The organism is Chryseobacterium ureilyticum (assembly GCF_900156735.1).
Taxonomy (GTDB): Bacteria; Bacteroidota; Bacteroidia; order Flavobacteriales; family Weeksellaceae; genus Chryseobacterium; species Chryseobacterium ureilyticum.
In genome coordinates this window covers 724,413-744,188 of sequence record NZ_FTOL01000002.1, presented here as the reverse complement: position 1 = coordinate 744,188, position 19,776 = coordinate 724,413, and the positions used below count along the sequence as shown (strand labels likewise).

Genomic DNA, 19,776 nt, shown 5'->3' with positions numbered 1-19,776 from the left:
AAATCAAATTAAAATATAAAATCTTCTTTCAGCCCGGAAAGTATTTCATAACGGGATGCTTTTTTATGTGAATCGTTATGAATTATAATCCCGTATCTTCTTTTTCTATCAATGCAGATTCCTCCAGATTACATATACAGCCTTTTATTGTTTTATAAATTCCGGGAATCTCAGTTTCCTTGCCCTTACTATCAGTTACAGTTATTCCTGTATTGTAAGAACCATCTTCTGCATAATAAGTTTTATAGAGCTGATACTGATAACCCTTGTTAGTAAAGGTTAAGTAATTAAGCTCCATCGCAGCATTTTGTTTGCCACCACCACGCATATAAGATTTGTATTTGAATTTTTTCCAGCTGTCCTTTGTTCTTTCAGCGGGAAACTCCATGTCTACATGATTTTTACTTCCGAATCGATATTGAATATACTCATCTTGTTTATCCTTTACCAAAGTCATTTTCTTTCCGGCTTTTGTCTCAAAAGAATAAATAATTTCTTCATTAGGAAGAAGATACTGTGCCCAAAGCGACAAAGGAAGCGCTAAGGCAAATAAAAAGAAATACTTTTTCATGAAAGGGTGTATATATAATAATGAATGCAGTAATTTAAAAAGTATAATTTCTCTTTTTCAGATTACTGCATTTATAAAGTTTTCAAATTAATTCATCACATCGGCAAGGTCTTCCCAAAACATCGGATAAGATTTTTCTACGACATCTTCATCTTCGATATTAAGTTCTTTGACCAGGCAAAAAGGTGCAAAACTCATTGCCATTCTGTGATCCTGATATGTTTTAATGGAAATATTATCTTCAGATTCTCCAAAGCTTACAGATTCAATGGTAAGGTCTGTGATTTCTGTCTCAGTACCCAATTTTTTCAGTTCATTATATAATGCCTGAAGCCTGTCAGTTTCCTTTACTCTTAACGTTCCCAGTCCTGAGATTTCAAAAGGAATCTTTAATGCTGCTGCCGTTACACAAAGTGTTTGTGCGATGTCCGGGCAATTATTCATATCCAGAACAATCTTTTCAGGGAATACAAAACCTTGTTGAGGTTCTAAAGTTAGTTTGTGCTCATCTTCAGTAAAAGTCGTTTTAATTCCGAAGAAGTCTTCATATATTTTTGCAATTGCAGAATCTCCCTGGGTAGAAGATTTATAAAAACTTTTCAGGTGAATGGTTTCTCTTCCCAAAGCACAAATAGAGTAGAAGTAAGACGCCGAACTCCAGTCACTTTCTACCTCGTAATTATCTGCTGTAGATCCATTATCCGGATTGAAAGGCTCTACTTTAATTGTATTTCCTTCAAAACTGTTTTTAATTCCGAACCTTGTCAGAATATCAAGAGTCATTTCAATATAAGATCTCGAAGTTACTTCACCCACAAGATGAATCTCCAAACCATTTTCAAGTTTTCCGGCAATAAGGAGCAAAGAAGTGATAAACTGGCTGGAAATATTAGCAGGAACATTCACCGAAGTCTGTGTAATATTTTTTCCTGTGATTTTTAAAGGCGGAAAACCTTCATTTTCCATGTATTCAATCTCAGCACCAAGATCTCTTAAAGCACTTACTAAATTCTTAATAGGTCTTTCCTTCATTCTTCCAGAACCAGTAAGTACAGTTGTTTTTCCTTCCTGAATAGAATAATATGAAGTAAGAAAACGCATTGCAGTTCCCGCGTGGTGGATATCCACAACATCTGTAACTTCAGATAATGCTTTTTTAAGTAATTGAGTATCCTGAGAATTAGATAAATTCCCAATTGTTATATTTTTAAATAAACTTTCCAAAATCAATAAACGATTCGAAATACTTTTCGAACCGCTGATCTGTACCGTCTTATTTCCTGTTAATTTTGATTTTTCCAGCTTCTTCATTGTTGTTTACTGCATTAAATTAAAAAATTATGAGTTAGCAATATCGTGATGATTGATAACTCATAATCTATAATTATTTTAATTTTTCATTATTCTGATGACGGTCCTTATCGCGGTCCGTTTTGATCTTCATTTTTCTGTCAAAAGCATCCTGTAGATTCACTCCCGTTTGGTTGGCTAGGCATAATGTTACAAAAAGCACATCTGCCAGTTCCTCTCCAAGGTCTTTACTCTTGTCACTTTCCTTTTCACTTTGCTCACCATACCTTCTTGCAATGATTCTTGCCACTTCACCTACTTCTTCGGTCAGCATTGCCATATTGGTCAGCTCATTAAAATACCTTACGCCGATGGTTTTGATCCATTCATCGACTTGTTGCTGTAGTTGTGTAATTTCCATTATTGATAAGCTCCAAGAGTTGGATTAGTAGTTCTGGATACATTGACAATATCAAGAGGAACAGTTCCTGCAACAGATACATTTCCTTTATTAATAGCCGGAGATGTAGGTTTTACTCTCAGGTTCATTTTTGCCATAAAATAATTCATAAACTGTGGCTCCTCATTTTTAATACTCTGTATCACCTTTGTATTATTATCAAAAGGGAAACCTGCTTCAGAAGTTCCTGAATATTTCAACAGACAGTTTTGAATTAAAAATTCAAATTGTTGTCCCGGAGTCTGTTCAAACTGTACAGAATTATCCCTGTCAGAATAGACGATACTGTTTCTTATATTAAGCTCCTGTAAAGCTCCTTGCTCGGTTTGTCCTGCATCATTTTTCCATTCATTCGTAGCGAAAATTCCATTTCTGTCAAACGTTCCCATAGATTTGGAATAGTTGGCAATCGTAGCGTGAGTATAATTGTGCTTTCCACCTCTGAAAATTCCAATGCAGGATAGTCCACAGTTGTTCATCACAAGATTGTTTGCATCAATTGTAGTACCTACAGCGTAAATTCCATATTCAAAGAATGTATGAATAAATGAATTCGTAATATTGGCTTTCGATTGTCTCAGTTCCAATCCTTTCGTTCCTCCGAAAAGTCTGGCATGATTCATATTAAGAATAGAGTTGGCTTCCATCCTTATAGAGTTCCAGTTTTTAGAAATAGTATCATAATAAGGATCATTTCTGTCTCCTCGTAGAATTACCTGGTCGTCCTTTGTTCCATTGATATTCAAAACACCGCCCTTGGCAACCTTCATTCCACTGTTCTTGTGGAAGTATACTTTGGTACCCGGATCTATATCCAGAGTCACATTTTCATCAATGGTAAGATTTCCGTAGATAATCTTAGCCTTATTATTATGCCAGGTTGTAGAACTGCTGATAACATTAGGATTTGTAGGAGTCTGAATAAAGAATTCAGCATCCTGAACAACAGAAAATAAAGTCACATGCTGTTGCCCTGCAGGACCTGTGAAAACAACTCTGTCTTCAGCAATAGCCTCTGGTCCTGTTGCCAGTGGTGCAATTTCAACGAAAATATAAAGACTGTCTTTCTTTCTTAAAGGAACATCCTTAAAATCATATCCAGGTTTTCCATCTACATTGATTCTATATAATGATGCTGCTCCTTTCTCAAGATTTACCCTTGGAATTAAAATATCCTTATCTTCATTATTATATACCTTTACAACATAAGTCTCTGAACGTACCTGATGATAAACCGTATCACAGAATACTGTATCTTTTGAAAAACTTAACTGCTGTGAAGGAGTATCAAACGTAATGTCATCCTTATTACATGATACTGCGACAAGTAGCATCCAGAAAGAAAAAGCCAGTAATAATTTGAATTTCATCGAAATTAAAGTTTAAGTAGGTTCCAAATTTAACGAAAATACTTTGAATTTCTTATCATTAAAAAAATATTGGATTCAGTATTTGGAAATTAGAAAAAAAGTTGTACTTTTGCAACCTAAAATTAGCAGAGAAATATCCATTACTATTTCGAAAGCAAACTTTAATTTTTTTAAAAATTGTATTATGAAAAACGGAATTCACCCAGAAAATTATAGACTTGTTGTTTTCAAAGATATGAGTAACGACGAGGTGTTTCTTTGCAAGTCTACTGCAGAAACAAAAGACACTATCGAGTTCGAAGGACAAGAGTACCCACTAATCAAAATGGAAATCTCTTCAACTTCTCACCCTTTCTACACTGGTAAAGTTAAATTAGTTGACACTGCAGGTAGAGTTGATAAGTTCATGAACAAATACAAAAAAATCGCTAAGTAATTTTTGTAATTTAAAATATAAAAAAGTCTTCCAATTATTTGGGAGACTTTTTTATTGTAAATTTGTTAACCTTGAATTTTAAACCTTAAACTAAAAACTGAGTGATGCAATTAGTATTTTCAGACGCACAATATTGGGAAGACTTCCTTCCGCTTACTTTTACCAGACCTGTTGCCGCAATGCGATGCGGAATCCTTACATTCTCTGAGAGATGGCAAAAGATCCTCGGGAATACTGAAGTTACCTATTTTACAGAAACGTATCTTCAGGATAAATTTAAAAGTCCGGAAGATGAAGAAAGTCTTTTTCTGGTTCCAAATTTCATTCCTACAGAAACTGTTATTCAACAGATAAAAGATCTTAAACAGGGAGAAGCACTGGTATATGAAGATGAATTGGTAGCTGCAAAAATTAATATGAAAGGATTTTCTTTGAATCAGATCGAGAAGATGACCGATATCAAAGAAGAACTGATTTTCTTTAAAAAACCTAAAGACCTCTTTACTTATAATCATCACGCCATCGATTTTGATTTTGATCTTCTTACTAAAGGAAGAACTTCTCAGGAATTGTCTTCTACAAATGGCTTTTTAGGGGATAAAAAAGACCTTTTCATCGAAGAAGGAGCGTCTATTGAATTTTCAACGATCAATACGAAAACCGGTAAAATCTATATCGGTAAAAATACTGAAGTGATGGAAGGTTGCCATCTTCGTGGACCCATTGCACTTTGTGATGATTCCAAATTCAATCTTGGCGCAAAAATTTACGGTGCAACTACAATAGGACCGCATTGTAAAGTAGGAGGAGAGGTGAATAATATTATCATCTTCGGGTATTCCAGTAAAGGGCATGAAGGTTTTGTAGGGAACTCAGTCATTGGAGAATGGTGTAATTTCGGTGCAGACACAAATTCTTCAAACATGAAAAATAACTACGGAAATGTGAAATTCTGGAGCTATAGAACCAAAGCATTTGAAGATACAGGCTTACAGTTTGCCGGGCTTATTATGGGAGATCATTCCAAAACGGCAATCAATACACAATTAAATACAGGAACTGTGATTGGAGTTGCATCTAATATCTTTAAACCAGGTTTTCCACCAAACCTTGTGGAGAACTTTTCATGGGGCGGCTTGAAAGATGATGAAAGATTTAAACTTGATAAAGTTTATGAAGTGGCAGAAAGAGCTATGGCAAGACGAAAAGTAGCTTTAACAGAGGAGGATAAGTCTATCCTTAAACATATTTTTGATACGTATTAATCTGATTATAATAAAAACTTCAATTTTTTTTGAAGTTTTTTTATTTTTGATGTAATAGATTTGAAACTTTAGTTGTCTTACCTATAAGAAACAAAACTCATGACCCAGGAAACTTTCAAGAATACGGTGTTTATTCTCAAAGACGAGATGTATCGTTTTGCGAAGCGATTCGTCATGAGCAGTGATGAAGCAGAAGATGTGGTACAGGATCTCATGATGAAGTTTTGGCAGAAAAGGGATGAGCTTGGGCAGTTTGGAAACTTTAAATCCTATGCACTGAAGTCCGTCCGGAACGAATGTCTGAACCGGCTGAAGCATCACGACGTAAAGATCGGCTTTGCGGATATGCAGCTTCACAGATCGGAGCTTTATAGTATGGAAGTTGATAACCTTAAGGAACATATTATAGGATTTATCAATCAGCTCCCGGAAAAACAGAAGATGGTCATCCACTTGAAAGACGTAGAAGACTATGATGTTTCCGAAATTTCTGAAATGCTGGAAATGGAGGAAAATGCAGTAAGGGTAAACCTTATGCGAGCGAGACAAAAAGTAAAAGAACAAATCTCACAACTGATGAGCTATGAAAAAAGATCAATTACAAGATAAATACGACAAAGTCTTCCAGGATATAAAGGAAGAAAAAATGGACTGGAGTTTTGAAGATTTCCTTCAAAAAGCAGAAGGTATAGAACCTGAAGAAAATATAACGCCTATTATTCCGCTGGAAGAAAAGAAAAAACCGTCTTTTCCTAAATGGTTCTGGATGGCAGCCAGTGTGATGTTGGTTTTCGGTATCGGGTTATTCCTTAATAATAGGGATTCCGATGCAGGTGTACTGGATCAGGAAAAACTGGTGAAAGATGAAGTGTTAAGACAGAAGTCAAGCTTCATTGAAGAAAACAAAGATCACGAAGCACAAGTAGCAGTGAATCATACGGATTCTATTTCTGGTACAAAAAAGGATTCCATATTTCAGGAAAATCCAGTTGCTGAAAAAGATGTTCTTGATGAAATCCTGCCAAAAAGAGGAAGGCTGAAAAAAGAAAGAAAGCCAAGATATGCAGACAATTCTTCCAATATTAGCAAAACCTCTAATGACTCTACAATGTATAACGACTCTTATGTAATTGTAAACGGAAAAAGGATCAGTAGTGAAAAAGAAGCGATTGATGTTACAAAATATTCCTTTATGAAACTTGGAAACGAGTTTAAAAAGACCGTAGCATCTTCTCAAAGAAACGAAAACCTTGACAACGAATACTAAAAACCAGATTAATCCCATGAAAAAAATATTTTTTATAATAGCCATGATTTTAACCAGCTTTGCGACTTATTCTGCGCAAACTGATAAATTGAATAAACTTTTTCAGGATTTTGAAAAGAATGGCGGAGTTACATCTATCAACATAAAAAAGCCCATGTTCAAACTATTGAACACGATCGATGTTAACGACGCATATGTTGGAAAGATAAAACCTATCTTGAACGAGGTTGACGGACTTAAAATTCTGATTATTCCAAAAGCAACATTTCCGGATGATTTAAAGAACGAAAATGGTCAAAATATAAAACTGAATGCTCAGCAAAGCGAAAAAGTTAATCGTGCATTGAAATCCCTGAATTTTAATGAACTGATGACGCTCAATAGTGATGGTACTTCGATGAAATTCCTGGCTGAAGAAGAAAAGGATAACTATCTTGAAAATCTTGTGTTCAATGTGGATTCTGAAGATGAGAACGTTATTTTTATTCTTAACGGGAAAATGAAAATGTCCGATGTTAATAAAATTATTAGCTCTGGAGAGATTGCAGCAGTTCCGGCAAAAACAGCTTTGAAAAATGATCTTACAGCGGAAAATGCATCTTCTTACCTTAATGGTGACAGTAGAAATGTAGGTGAGTTCTCAAGGATAGATGTAAGCATGGGAGTGAATGTTGTCTATAAGCAGGAGAGTCCAAGAAGTGTAAAAGTTATCGCTGATGCGGATAAGCTTCAAAATGTAATTACTGAAGTTGAAAACGGAGTATTAAAGATCTATGTAGATAATAAAGGAGCAAGAAATCTAAGATTTAAAAATTTGAATGTAAATGTTTCATCTCCTCATCTAAACGGGATAAAAACTTCTTCAGGAAGTGTATTTACTGCTGTGAATCCTATTGCTGAAAATGCTGTGAACATAGATGCAGAATCAGGTTCCATTATTAAAGGAAAGTTTAATATCAATCAGGCTGCTAATGTTGTGATAGGCTCTGGTTCTATATTAAAAACTGAAATTAATGTTCCTAAAATCAATTTAGATATTTCAAGCGGAGCAAGTGTTAATCTATCAGGTTCAGTAAATACAGCCCATATGGATGTTAGCAGTGGTTCTTCATGTAAGGCAGAAGAGCTTAAAATAAACACAGCAGTAGTAGAATCTACATCCGGATCAAGTCTTTCTCTATTCGTAACGGATAAATTGAAAGTAAGTGTATCCTCCGGCGCTGCTGTTAAGCTGAAAGGTGATCCTGAACTGGATGCAAGAATAGACAAAGTGTCAGGAGGAAGCTTTAAACAGGTTAAATAAAAACAAAAACTATGAAAACTCTTACAAACATTTTTCTCATTGTATTGACAATAGGTATGCTTCAGTCATGTATTGTTTCAGAGAAACCTAATATCGATTTCTTTGCCAATTCAAAACAGGATTTTAAAGGAGCGAAATTTATGAGTGTAAATGTTCCGATGTTTTTGGCAAAGTCTTATATTAAAAAAGCATTAAGAGAAGAAGGAGAAAGTGAGGAGACAATTAAGCTTGTAAAGAAAGCGTCAAAAATAAAAGTTCTTACTGTAACCAATGGAAACTCAGATCTGCTGAATAACTATGCGCAATATTTAAGTGATAATCATTATGAAGAATGGGCAACCATTAAACATGACGGTGATAATATTAATATACGAGTGAAACAGGATGGAGATGTGATAGAGAATATGCTGCTTACAGTGGATTCCAAGAATAAAGAATTGGTTTTTGTAGATGTAAAAGGGAATTTTACTCCTGATGATATCTCAAAAATGATCAATTCCGTTAGCTATAAATAAAAAAATAAAGCAAGTATTTCGTACATACCAAAATTATTTTGTGAAGAAAAGCCGTTCCTGTAAAGGGATGGTTTTTCGATTTAAGTTATTGATTATTAAATTTTATTTAAACTATCAAAAAGGATTTTCATATCTCGTCAAAATAACCTAATTTTGCAAAGAAAGTAAAGATGTCTATTCATAACAAAATTGTAGAGACAGCCATCACTTTCGATGACGTTCTTCTAGTCCCTTCTTATTCAGAAGTTTTACCTAACCAGGTTTCATTAAAATCAAGACTTACCGACAAAATCACGCTGAATGTTCCGATAGTTTCCGCTGCTATGGACACAGTTACTGAAGGTGATTTAGCAATTGCCCTGGCAAGAGTCGGAGGTTTAGGCTTTATTCACAAAAACATGACGATTGCCGAGCAGGCAGCACAAGTAAACCGAGTGAAGCGTTCCGAAAACGGAATGATCTCTGATCCGGTTACCCTTTCTAAAGATCATACTTTAGGACAAGCTAAGGAAATGATGTCTAAGTTCAAAATTTCAGGTTTACCAGTGGTAGATTCTGATAATGTTCTTATCGGAATCATTACCAACAGAGATGTGAAATATCAGGAAAATCTTGATATCAAAGTGGAGGAGATCATGACAAAAGATAACTTGATCACTTCAGACAAAGATACCAACCTTGAAAAGGCAAAAGAAATCCTTCTTAAAAACAGAGTGGAAAAACTGCCTATCGTAGATAAAGATAACAAACTTGTTGGATTAATTACGATCAAGGATATTGATAATCAATTGGAATATCCAAATGCCAATAAAGATGGAAACGGTCGCCTTATCGTAGGAGCCGGAGTTGGAGTTGGAGAAGATACATTAGAAAGAATTAAAGCTTTAGTTCAGGCTGGAGTGGATATTATAGCTATTGACTCTGCTCACGGGCATTCTAAAGGAGTATTGGATAAAATTTCTGAAATAAGAAAAGCGTATCCAAACTTAGATATCGTAGGTGGAAATATCGTAACTGCAGAAGCTGCTAAAGATCTTATCGAAGCAGGAGCAAATGTTCTTAAAGTAGGTGTAGGACCAGGTTCTATCTGTACAACAAGAGTTGTTGCAGGAGTTGGTGTTCCTCAGTTATCAGCTATTTATAACGTATACGAATACGCAAAATCTAAAAATGTAACAGTAATTGCTGATGGTGGTATCAAACTTTCAGGAGATATTGTAAAAGCTATTGCAAGTGGAGCAGGAGCAGTAATGCTTGGATCTCTTTTAGCTGGTACAGACGAAGCTCCGGGAGAAGAAATTATTTTCCAAGGAAGAAAATTCAAGTCTTACCAAGGTATGGGAAGCCTTTCTGCAATGAAGAGAGGAGGGAAAGAAAGATATTTCCAAAGTGAAGCTAAGAAATTCGTTCCGGAAGGAATTGAAGGTAGAGTTCCGCACAAAGGGAAATTAGAAGATGTAATTTTCCAGTTAACAGGAGGTTTGAGAGCAGGTATGGGTTATTGTGGAGCTAAAGATATTGAAGTTTTACAAAAAGATTCTAAACTAGTAATGATTACAGGTAGTGGATTGAAAGAATCTCACCCGCACGATGTAATTATCACTCAAGAAGCTCCGAATTATTCTTTATAAGAAAAGATTTTAATTCATATTGTAAAAGCCACACATTTGTGTGGCTTTTATTTTTTTAATAATTAGAGTTAATTTTATGTATTGCTTTTTTTTGTGCTGATTTATAGGTGTCTGTTGGATTGTTTTGTGATTTTGAAAAATCATATCGTATGTTTATTTCTTATAAAAATTACTTATTTTAATTGTTTTATTTAATTATTTTTTTAATTTAATATTGAGTTTTTATTTTTGTATTTGTAACAAAAAAGTATTTTTTGATACTAACTGTAGTGATATTTTAATTTTATTTGGTTTTTCGTTTAAAAAAATAATTTAAAACCGTGTTATATTGTTGTAATATTGTAAATTTAAAAACTTTTTAAAAATTATTGAAATGAAGAAAAATTTCCTTTATGGAGCGATGTTATTTTCGCTTTCGTTGACAGCACAGCAACAGCAGCACCAAGCCAGAATATGTGGTTTTGATGAAGCTTTACAAATTCAGGATAGAGAAAACCCTGGATTAAGACAAGTATTTGATCAAGTAGTTAGAAAAATTCAGGCTGATAGAAAGGCTAATCCATTAGCTCAGTCTGCTAAAACGGTAAATGGAGTTTATGAAATTCCTGTGGTTGTTCACGTTATTGAAGGAACGAATGCTAATTATACAAGAACAGATGCTCAGATCCAAACCTGGATAGATAATGCTAATAAAATGTATGCAGGGACATATCCTTGGCCGGCAGCGGGTACTCCTAGTGATTTCGGAACTTCTGCTGTTTTTCCAATTAAGTTGGTATTGGCAAAGAGATCTCCCAATTGTACGGAAACCACTGGTATTGTAAGATATAATGGTTCATCACTGCCAGGGTATACTACATCGGGAATGGCTTATCAGACTTCAAACGGAGCCAGTAGAACTGCTATTAAAAACTTAGCACCACACTGGCCTGAAACAGCATACTTCAATATTTATGTAATTACTACTTTTGACGGAAGTACTACTCCAAATGCTGGTCTGATGGGGTTTGCTGCATTCCCAAACAGTAGTAATGCAGGATATGAATCTTTTATGAAAACTGGAGTTGTAACAAACCCACATGATACCACATTTGCTCATGAGTTTGGGCATGCAATGGGATTATACCATACGTTTGATGGTGGTAGATATGATGCGGTTCCTGGAGATGCAGATTATTGTCCTCCTCCAGTAGGCGCAACGGATAATTGTGCAACGGATAACGATGAAGTATGTGACACTGAAAAAGCAGGTAGTGCATACACATTCTACCCAGTTATTCCTTCCAACTCTACACTGAATCCTTGTACAGGGGTAAACTATCAAGGTGTACAGTATAATATGATGAACTATACTAACTCTGTTGCACAGAAATTTACGGCAGGACAAGGGCAGAGAATAAATGACTTCTTTATGTTAATCAGAAATAGTTTAACAACCTCAAAAGGAGCAACAGCACCAGTTGCATCTAGTGTGTCAACTACTCCTATTGCTGCTACATGTAACCCTGCTGGAGTTACTAACCCAAGTGTGGGAGCACCAAATGGAATAGTATCTCTTGCTGGACCTACATCAGTAAAATTAGGTAATATTAATAATGCATCTGCAGCAGCTTGGCCTGGAGATTTAAGATATTATATTGATTATACAACTCAAAATTGTTTAACGAATTCTCATACACCACTATTGATAGGGCAACAGCAAACTATTGAAATAGGTTTTGTACAAGGAACAAATATTGATCAGTCAATAAGAGCTTGGATTGATTATAATAACAACGGAACTTTTGAGTCTAATGAATTGATAGCTTCTGGAAATAATGTTCCTGCAGGAGCTGACGGATGGGGAAGCTTCACAGCTACTTTCACTCCACCTGCAACAGCAACGATGAATACACCGCTTCGTATGAGAGTTTTAGCTGATATCAATGGACCTCTTACTGCTTGTGGAACCTTGAACTATGGACAAATAGAGGACTACTCAGTAACATTTGTAACAAGCTTGAGCACAAACGAAGTAAAAGCTAATAATGATGATTTAGTAGTTTATCCTAACCCGGTTGCAACTGGAGATAAAATTTTCATCAAAGCTAAAAACGGTAAGAACTTAAAAGTTTCAATCTCTGATATGGCAGGAAGATTAGTAGCAAGCCCAGCTGTAGCTGAAGAAAGAAATGGAATCTATAAAGTGAACCAACAGTTAGAAAAAGGAGTTTATATGATCCAGATTTCTAATGGTAAAGACAGCAAGACATCTAAACTGATCATTAAATAATTTTGATCTGATACATATATAGGAACACCTCCATTCAATGGAGGTGTTTTTTATTTAGTCTTACAATGTGGAAGCCTTAATATTTCAGTTTCTAGAAAAATAAAAACCTTCCAGAATACACTGAAAGGTTGAAATATGTTTTAAATAAATGATCTAGGAATTCAATAAATTATGATACTCTGCTATGTGAAGATATCCTTCTTCTTTGATACTTACTTTTAATTTATGTTGAGTGGCAATATCATAAATTTCTTTTGGGGTCATACTTCCTTTTTCACTGAGTGTTATACTCATTGTTTTTAAGAGATCTATATGTAAAATGAGGTCTTCTTTTGTTTTTTTTGCGAGTTCCTGCATCAGTTTTTCTATCTTATCATCTGTAATATGCTGTTGCATACGGTGAGAATAGTCTTCCAGATTATAAGTTGCCTGATAATCATCATCAAAACCGTATTTTCTGATGTAATCTATTGCAAGACTTGTAGCCTGTTCTCTGTCATGGCTCCTTCCAATACTGGCATTTTTATCTCCAAAAATAATTTCTTCAGCAATTCCTCCCGCAAGATAAATCTTAATTCTATCCAGAAGGCTTTCTTTAGTATCATGGATTTGGTGAGGAAACGTAAAACCTGCTGCATAGCTACTCGCTACTTTACTTTTCAGCTGTAATGGAGCAAAACTTGTGTACAACATATAAGAGACTGCATGACCAGATTCATGAACGCTGATATTTGCCACCGCGTCCTGTTGATTAGCCTGTCGTATACTGTCAATTCTCCCTAAATAAGGGATTTCAATTACTCTTGCATCAATTTTCCCGATAATCATTTTTTTATCTTGCAAATAATCTATTTCTATGTTTTTATCATCATGGATAATGGCTTCAAACAGAAATTTGCTTAGATTGGTATCCAAAATATCTACTACACTACTGAACACAGGACGTACTCCCTGCACTGGAAAAACTCCGTTTCTATAGATCAGATCGTTGATATTTCTATTTATTTTTAATGAAACTCCAAACTTATTCTTTGTCTTTTGTTTCAGATTGTTGATTTCACGTTGAATAAGTTTTTGAAAATCCTCAGTCTTTAAAGAAAAATAAATCAGGTGAATATTTCCAAATCTTGCCACTTGTTCAGGACGGAATTTTCTGGCAAGAGCATTCTTAATATCCACCATGGTTATTTTCTTGGTAAATGCATGGTAAATATTGGCGTCTACATCAGCTTCACTGGTTTCTCTTGACATTTGAAAAGCTTCATCGAGGTTTCCACTGATAATGATAAGCATTTTGCTGTAATCCACAGGTTCGTAGATTTTCTTTTCTTTTTGTTTTTTGCGAATCAGTTTTATCATATCCTCCTCTTTCATATCAATGATGCTCATTACATCATCATCCATGCTGAGGTATTTCTTAAGTTCCTTTGCATCCCACATGTTGAGATACGGATTTTCATCCACTTCACTTTCACCATTACGCTTTCGTCTATCATTCTCCTTTTTTCTGAAAAGATAAGAGAACAGATAATGTTCCAGATCATCGCGTTCCTTTTTACTTAGACGTCCGTCACTCAAAAGTTCCCAAAAATCAGTGAACTTGGTTTGTGAAACAGGAGTTCCGTCAGGATCTATCGTATAAAAACGTTGTATTTCATCAAAAAGGGCTATACTAGGCTTTTCATCACTTAATCCATTGCTTTGTAGTATATCTGAAACGCTTTTGCTCCAGGAAGTTTCATCCGTATTATTTAATTCTATTTCTACAAAACGATTTTGGAAATCAAGAAAACGGACCATCTTTCTCACAAGGTCTGTTTTTCCTACACCTGTCATTCCCCATAAGTTGATCACAACAGGTCTTGTCAGGATTTCAGGCATTAAATACCAAATCTGGAGATACTCCATCAGGTCATCGATAATTTTATCTATTCCGATGAACTCTTTTTTTAGGAAAGCTTTACAATCGTCTAGCTTTTTCTTTTTCTTCTGAATTTCTTCTTTATCAATAATCATGTATGAAAAATACATTAATTTTTTAAATTATCCTTGAAATCTTCAATCCGGAAATCCGTAAGTGCGTTTCCTTTCTCAATTTTTTCTTTAGAATAAAGTTTAAAGTCATTTTCTGTTTTTTCTAAAAGATAATCATAAGGACCTACATGAGAAATTAATTTTACCAGAACCGGAGAAATCTCAAGACAGATGAATAATCCCATGATGAATGTAGCAGCAAGACCTATTATCGCAGAGCTTTTCCCCAATTCATCCAATGCTTGTAGTCTCGCTGCAAAACCATTGAACTTATCTTCAAAGGTTTCGGTAGACTTTCTTTCCGTTTCCAGATTTGTATATACTTTTGAAATTTCTTTATCAAGGTATTCTAGTCTTGGAGCTGATTGTTTCTGATAGTTTTCAAGATCCTGTCTACGTTGTTCTTTTAATTGTTGTTTACGTTTGGCATTGGATCCAAAACCTTCTTTACCACTCGTCAAACCAGATTGTTTTCCCAAAATTTCCTTCTCAAGCTCTACAGACGCAGAATCATATGCTTTCTGATATACAGCAATTTTTTCTGAAATCTGTTTCTTTTCCGTTTCAAAAGGTCCGCTTTGCTGGAGAATCCTTCCGGACATTTCACCTTGAAGCTGTTTTTTATTTCTCTGGATAATTGTATTGAGCTGTTTGTTTACCTCTTTTTCAAATATTTTAAGCTCTAAAGGTTTTGAAATAATAATTCCCAAAAAGGTCGCAAGAATCAAACGGGGAATAGACATTAGAATCTGATTCCACCATGTTCCGGTTTTCTTAATGGAGGAAACGATATATCTATCCAGGTTAAAGATCATTAATCCCCATAAAATTCCAAATCCTACAGATGCCCAGATATCATCGAATACCGTATACATGGCATAGCCTGCAGATAATGTCGCAAATACCGCAGTAAAGAGTACAATTCCTCCAATTCCTGAGAACTTATTCCATTCGCTTGGGGTTTTTCTTAAGATATGGATGTTTCCGCCAGAGCAGAGCATCAGAAACTTCTGGAACCAATTTATTTTATGATTCACTTGATTTATAGTTTGTTGGTTTGTTTTCATAGCTGAAAATTTATACAAAGGTAGTATTAAAAATCATACCAATGTAAAAGATAGTATTATGTTTTACCAAGTAATTTCAGAAATACTATTATTTATGGGATCAAAAAGAAGCCTTATAGTATTTTATTTATTCGAAAAAATAAATAATTTTTAATTTTATAAATAGAAGTGGAGTAATTTATTTTACTTCAAACGATCAGGATTCTGTTTCAAAAAGCTATCCCACCCAGAATAAGATTTTGTATCTGTAATCGTTCCGGAATTAAAATGATGACATACGGCAACGGCAAGACCATCCGATGCATCCAGATATTTTGTTGGGAATTCTTTTAATTTAAGAAGGTTTTGAAGCATTCCTGCGACCTGTTCTTTACTGGCATTACCATTTCCTGTAATAGCCATTTTAATTTTCTTCGGAGAATATTCTGTGATAGGGATATTTCTATAAAGGCTTGCTGCCATAGCTACACCTTGGGCACGTCCCAGCTTCAGCATACTCTGTACATTTTTTCCAAAGAATGGGGCTTCCAAAGCAACTTCATCAGGATGATATTCATCGATGAGTGCTAATGTTTTCTCAAAAATATATTTAAGTTTGGTTTCGTGGTTGGGATATTTTTTTAGAATTAATTCATGAATGGAAATCATTTCCATTTTACCTTTTTTAACGGAAATAAGACCAAATCCCATAACGGCTGTTCCTGGGTCAATACCTAAAATTATTTTCTCTGAAATCATTGGTTCAAAGATATGACTTTATAAAATAATATTTGAAGCAGAAGAAGTGTTACAAACGTTGTATATACCGTTGGAATTTTAGCCAATAAGACTTTTCTCTGCTATCGGAGTCCATGTTCCTTCATGGCGTAGTAGTAAAATTTTATCAACTATGAATTTAGTTTTGTATTCTTTGCTCTGATATTTTTCCCATGCTTTAAGGTAATTTTCCCATGTGAGATTTCTGTAGCCTACGGTCATATGTGGATTAAAAGAAAAATGGGCAAAACTGAACTGCTGTTTTACTCTGTTGTGAAGATCAGTCAGATGAATATTTTCTTCAGGATGTACAAAGACCACAGGGTTATTAGGGTTGGGAAAACTTCCAAATCCGTTCAACTCAACTTCAAATGGTGATATCTGCGTATCTATTTTTTGAAAAGCAATATGGATATCGTTTTCCAGTTCAAGTTCTCTGAGAAAGGGAGGTAAAAGAGTAATATGTGCCTCATTGCTTAATGCCTTGGAGTTGTCATATGAAATAGCAAAGTCTCTTTTAAAAACTTTGACTTCTTCTATAATTTCCCTTGGGGGGTAAATGGCAATAAAGTACCTCTTTTTCATGACGGTAATTTAAATAAATTTCATAAAATTTTTATACATAAGAAAATTATGCATATGTTTGCAATGTATTAATATAATTCCATGAAAAAGAATAGTCTTTACAAAGGTACTTTACAGAATATCATTTTGAAGCTGCTTGCAAAAGAAGTTAAAATGTATGGCTATCAAATTACCCAAAGAGCAAAAGAGCTTACCCAAGGAGAACTTGAAATGACTGAAGGCGCCTTATATCCATTGCTACATAAACTGGAAAGTGATGGAATGATTACCTCAGAAGTTCAAAAGATCAATGGAAGAGACAGAAAATACTATCTGCTTACTGAGAAAGGAAAGAAACAGCAGGTAGATCAGGAGAATGAAATGAAAAGTTATCTGGTAAACCTGCAAACAATCTTCAGTATATGATGACCCAGACAGAGGAAAACAGTATAACAGATTATCTGGTTTCCAAACAGCTTTCAGTGGATCTTCTCGTGGAGATCAGAGACCATATGATCAACCAGATTATGGATTTACAATTGGAAGAAAAACTTGACTTTGAAGAAGCATTTTCAAAGGTAAAAGAATCCTGGAATGAAGAGTTTATTCCCGTGAGCTACTGGATGTTTTTTTCAACGCCCATTCCTTTTATTGCAAAGAAAATAATCAGGGGAAAATATAACAGATTTATGAAAACCTCTTTTCTGGCTGGTTCAGTAGCTTTTATAGTCAATATATTACTGATTTTTCTTTCCAAGAGCCAAGAAAATTATACCCTTTTTTTTAAATTATTTAACGGATTATTTTTATTCATTCTTGGAACAGTATGGATCATGAATTTTAAGATCTGGAAATACCTGAAAACAGATTTTAAATACAGAGGCAGATGTTTTTATACGATGTATCAGCAAAATATGGGATTAATGTTAATCTGTACTATTTCTATGTTCCAAATCATTACTAAAAACGGACATTATGCCTATCAGTTTTTCAGAGAACATAATGGAGCAAGCTTATTGATGGTCATCATCACATTGATTGTACCGTTTGTACTTCAGACAGGCGTAATTTTTACTTTACTTAATTTTTTCGAGCATAAAAAGAGCTTATTGAAAATGCAGGATTTTCTTAGCATCAATACATCTTCAAAATAGTATATCTTGATTTTAACATCAGATCATTAACCTTAAAAACTTATAACACATTTATATGATAACTTTACTACAAGAAAGAGAAATTATAAAATTTCTTCTCACAAAAAAATTAAGTCATGGATTATTTTTGGAAATCAAAGATCATTTTATTCAACAGATTTCTACTCTTATGGAAGAACAAAGTTTAGACTTTTATAAAGCGTTCTCAGATGTAAAACTGAGCTGGAAAGATGAACTTGAACTTGTGAGGGCAGATCTGTTTTCATTTAGAAAGGTGACAAAAATTGAAAAAGAAATACTTCAGAGAAAATTCAGGAACATAATAGTATATTCAGTTGTTTTTTCGTTGTTGTTATCTGTATTGATGTATCTTAATTTAGATATGTTCATATATTCCCAGATCATTATGATAGGAATGATGAGTGTGCTGGTAGGATATAACTTTATTTCCCGAAGAATGAAATTGTATAACTATATGCAACTCAGCTTTCATCCTTTACTGATAAAGAATGCCATTGTCGGGATTTTGCTGTTTTCGGTGATCTACTTTTTATATAATGATATTAAAGTTGCCGGAAGCGCTGTGATGAAAGTTTTCTTTTTGTATGCTATGGCTGTTAAAATTCAACTTCTTTATTATAATGTGAAAAAGACTAATGTTTTGATTTAAGTTGTGTTAGCGTATTTTCAAGATTATCCGTAATTTTTTTTACTTCAATATGAGGTTTGAAGACTAATCCTTTGCCTTTTTCCTCATCTGCAATATTAGAAAGAATAATCACTGAGGTCTTCGTTTCCGGATAGTAAATGTTCAGAGACGGAGACCCTTTTATGTATCCGCTATGGAAGTAAGAATTGGGCTTTCCGATATTCAGCATAATTCCGTAGGCATAACCCATTTTTCCAAAGATGGCATGACGTCTTTCCGCGCTTTTTGCCATAAATTGGGCTAGAGTTTCTGGTTTGAGTATTTTTCCGCCATATAAAGCATTATTCCAGGTGTGAAGATCATCAATGGTAGAAAGTATACCACCGGCAGGAGTACCTATCTCTTTTCCACCTAATCTTTTGGGCATATTCGGAACCTCTTGAGCTGTATTGCCATTACCCACGTAAGCGGATGCAAAATTATTTCCTTTAAAAATATCGCCTGTCGATGAATGAGTCATTCCCGCTTTTTTGAAAAGTTCAACAGCGTTTTCATCATATGATTTTCCGGTTACTGTTTCTACAATTTTTCCAAGCGCATTAAATCCATCATTAGAATAATAGAAGTCTGAACCGCTTTTAAACATAAGCTTTCCTCCCATCATATTCAGCCCGGAAGTATGATTCAAAAGCTGGTGAATCGTAATGTTCTCATATTCTTTAAGCTGAAATTCCTTTACATATTTTGAAACTTTATCCGTAACATTCAGTTTTCCCTGTTCCATCTGAAGTAAGATCATTACAGCAGTGAATTGCTTACTCACCGACCCAATGGCAAAGATGGTATTGCTGTCAATTTTTACTTTTCTTTTAAAATCAGAATATCCGTTTTCTTTTCTGTAAAGAGGAATAGAATCTTTAAAAACAGCAATGCTTCCATTAAAATGATACTTTTTAAAGACAGAATCGATCTGTTGTTCTAAAAGGGTTTTCTGAAAAGCTGTAATGGTAGAGTCTACAATTACTTTTTTATCGATAGGAGAGGGAGACGTTTCTGTTTTACAAGATGATAGTAAAAAACAAAAAGACAGAAGGAATACTAAATTTTTGATCACGGGTGTTTATTTTTTGAAATTAAAATTGATACTCTTAAAGATACTGAAATTTTTAAGA

At 34.5% G+C, this 19,776-nt stretch carries 20 protein-coding genes; 11 read left to right on the top strand and 9 right to left on the bottom strand.

What is annotated here, in order from left to right; genetic code table 11:
* Nucleotides 1-82: 82 nt before the first annotated feature.
* The 4 genes from BW983_RS09610 to BW983_RS09595 all read right to left on the bottom strand — a co-directional run bounded on the left by BW983_RS09610 (nt 83) and on the right by BW983_RS09595 (nt 3,691).
* Nucleotides 83-571 carry a hypothetical protein gene (locus BW983_RS09610; protein ID WP_076551736.1) on the bottom strand — a complete coding sequence of 163 codons (489 nt, stop codon included), beginning with the start codon at nt 569-571 and terminating at the stop codon, nt 83-85.
* A gap of 87 nt (nt 572-658) precedes the next feature.
* On the bottom strand, nt 659-1,882 hold the full coding sequence (locus BW983_RS09605) for a 3-phosphoshikimate 1-carboxyvinyltransferase (protein WP_076551735.1): 1,224 nt from the start codon (nt 1,880-1,882) through the stop codon (nt 659-661).
* Between the two features lie 73 nt (nt 1,883-1,955).
* Complete coding sequence (locus tag BW983_RS09600; RefSeq protein ID WP_065395382.1) at nt 1,956-2,282, bottom strand: nucleotide pyrophosphohydrolase; 327 nt, start codon at nt 2,280-2,282, stop codon at nt 1,956-1,958.
* On the bottom strand, nt 2,282-3,691 hold the full coding sequence (locus BW983_RS09595) for a hypothetical protein (RefSeq protein ID WP_076551734.1): 1,410 nt from the start codon (nt 3,689-3,691) through the stop codon (nt 2,282-2,284). The genes BW983_RS09600 and BW983_RS09595 overlap by 1 nt, the downstream gene beginning before the upstream one ends.
* 184 nt (nt 3,692-3,875) lie before the next feature.
* Here BW983_RS09595 and BW983_RS09590 point away from each other — a divergent pair, with 184 nt between their 5' ends.
* The 8 genes from BW983_RS09590 to BW983_RS09555 all read left to right on the top strand — a co-directional run bounded on the left by BW983_RS09590 (nt 3,876) and on the right by BW983_RS09555 (nt 12,380).
* Nucleotides 3,876-4,127 carry a type B 50S ribosomal protein L31 gene (locus tag BW983_RS09590; protein ID WP_076551784.1) on the top strand — a complete coding sequence of 84 codons (252 nt, stop codon included), beginning with the start codon at nt 3,876-3,878 and terminating at the stop codon, nt 4,125-4,127.
* A 104-nt stretch (nt 4,128-4,231) separates the two neighbouring features.
* Nucleotides 4,232-5,392 (top strand): GlmU family protein, encoded by a 1,161-nt coding sequence (locus BW983_RS09585; protein ID WP_076551733.1) that lies wholly within the window; start codon nt 4,232-4,234, stop codon nt 5,390-5,392.
* A gap of 99 nt (nt 5,393-5,491) precedes the next feature.
* The gene (locus BW983_RS09580; RefSeq protein WP_076551732.1) at nt 5,492-6,001 is read left to right on the top strand and encodes an RNA polymerase sigma factor; all 510 of its coding nucleotides are present in this window, start codon (nt 5,492-5,494) and stop codon (nt 5,999-6,001) included.
* Complete coding sequence (locus BW983_RS09575) at nt 5,976-6,659, top strand: hypothetical protein (protein ID WP_076551731.1); 684 nt, start codon at nt 5,976-5,978, stop codon at nt 6,657-6,659. Before BW983_RS09580 ends, BW983_RS09575 begins: the two co-directional genes overlap by 26 nt.
* Nucleotides 6,660-6,675: 16 nt before the next feature.
* The gene (locus BW983_RS09570) at nt 6,676-7,962 is read left to right on the top strand and encodes a DUF4252 domain-containing protein (RefSeq protein WP_076551783.1); all 1,287 of its coding nucleotides are present in this window, start codon (nt 6,676-6,678) and stop codon (nt 7,960-7,962) included.
* 11 nt (nt 7,963-7,973) lie between these two features.
* Nucleotides 7,974-8,477 (top strand): DUF4252 domain-containing protein, encoded by a 504-nt coding sequence (locus tag BW983_RS09565; RefSeq protein WP_076551730.1) that lies wholly within the window; start codon nt 7,974-7,976, stop codon nt 8,475-8,477.
* A gap of 170 nt (nt 8,478-8,647) precedes the next feature.
* Nucleotides 8,648-10,108 carry an IMP dehydrogenase gene (gene guaB, locus BW983_RS09560; RefSeq protein WP_076551729.1) on the top strand — a complete coding sequence of 487 codons (1,461 nt, stop codon included), beginning with the start codon at nt 8,648-8,650 and terminating at the stop codon, nt 10,106-10,108.
* A gap of 373 nt (nt 10,109-10,481) precedes the next feature.
* Complete coding sequence (locus BW983_RS09555) at nt 10,482-12,380, top strand: GEVED domain-containing protein (protein ID WP_076551728.1); 1,899 nt, start codon at nt 10,482-10,484, stop codon at nt 12,378-12,380.
* A 153-nt stretch (nt 12,381-12,533) separates the two neighbouring features.
* On the opposite strand, the gene BW983_RS09550 is transcribed toward BW983_RS09555, so the two are convergent.
* From BW983_RS09550 to BW983_RS09535, 4 genes are all read right to left on the bottom strand, one after another.
* Nucleotides 12,534-14,411 carry an ATP-dependent metallopeptidase FtsH/Yme1/Tma family protein gene (locus BW983_RS09550; RefSeq protein ID WP_228408991.1) on the bottom strand — a complete coding sequence of 626 codons (1,878 nt, stop codon included), beginning with the start codon at nt 14,409-14,411 and terminating at the stop codon, nt 12,534-12,536.
* Nucleotides 14,411-15,481 carry a DUF4407 domain-containing protein gene (locus BW983_RS09545; RefSeq protein ID WP_076551726.1) on the bottom strand — a complete coding sequence of 357 codons (1,071 nt, stop codon included), beginning with the start codon at nt 15,479-15,481 and terminating at the stop codon, nt 14,411-14,413. Before BW983_RS09545 ends, BW983_RS09550 begins: the two co-directional genes overlap by 1 nt.
* Nucleotides 15,482-15,664: 183 nt before the next feature.
* Nucleotides 15,665-16,219: a crossover junction endodeoxyribonuclease RuvC gene (ruvC, locus tag BW983_RS09540; protein ID WP_076551725.1), complete on the bottom strand. Its 555-nt coding sequence runs from the start codon at nt 16,217-16,219 to the stop codon at nt 15,665-15,667.
* 78 nt (nt 16,220-16,297) lie between these two features.
* Nucleotides 16,298-16,822 carry a 2'-5' RNA ligase family protein gene (locus BW983_RS09535; RefSeq protein ID WP_076551724.1) on the bottom strand — a complete coding sequence of 175 codons (525 nt, stop codon included), beginning with the start codon at nt 16,820-16,822 and terminating at the stop codon, nt 16,298-16,300.
* Nucleotides 16,823-16,903: 81 nt separating this feature from the next.
* Here BW983_RS09535 and BW983_RS09530 point away from each other — a divergent pair, with 81 nt between their 5' ends.
* Genes BW983_RS09530 through BW983_RS09520 form a run of 3 tightly spaced genes read left to right on the top strand, consistent with a single transcriptional unit; the run spans nt 16,904 to nt 18,625 of the window.
* The gene (locus BW983_RS09530; protein WP_065395369.1) at nt 16,904-17,227 is read left to right on the top strand and encodes a PadR family transcriptional regulator; all 324 of its coding nucleotides are present in this window, start codon (nt 16,904-16,906) and stop codon (nt 17,225-17,227) included.
* Nucleotides 17,224-17,955, top strand: coding sequence for a hypothetical protein (locus tag BW983_RS09525; protein ID WP_076551723.1), 732 nt, complete (start codon nt 17,224-17,226; stop codon nt 17,953-17,955). Before BW983_RS09530 ends, BW983_RS09525 begins: the two co-directional genes overlap by 4 nt.
* Nucleotides 17,956-18,010: 55 nt before the next feature.
* Nucleotides 18,011-18,625: a hypothetical protein gene (locus BW983_RS09520; RefSeq protein ID WP_076551722.1), complete on the top strand. Its 615-nt coding sequence runs from the start codon at nt 18,011-18,013 to the stop codon at nt 18,623-18,625.
* Here the strand turns inward: BW983_RS09520 and BW983_RS09515 are convergent.
* On the bottom strand, nt 18,609-19,718 hold the full coding sequence (locus BW983_RS09515) for a serine hydrolase domain-containing protein (protein WP_076551721.1): 1,110 nt from the start codon (nt 19,716-19,718) through the stop codon (nt 18,609-18,611). The two genes, BW983_RS09520 and BW983_RS09515, sit on opposite strands and share 17 nt — an antisense overlap.
* Nucleotides 19,719-19,776: the final 58 nt, after the last annotated feature.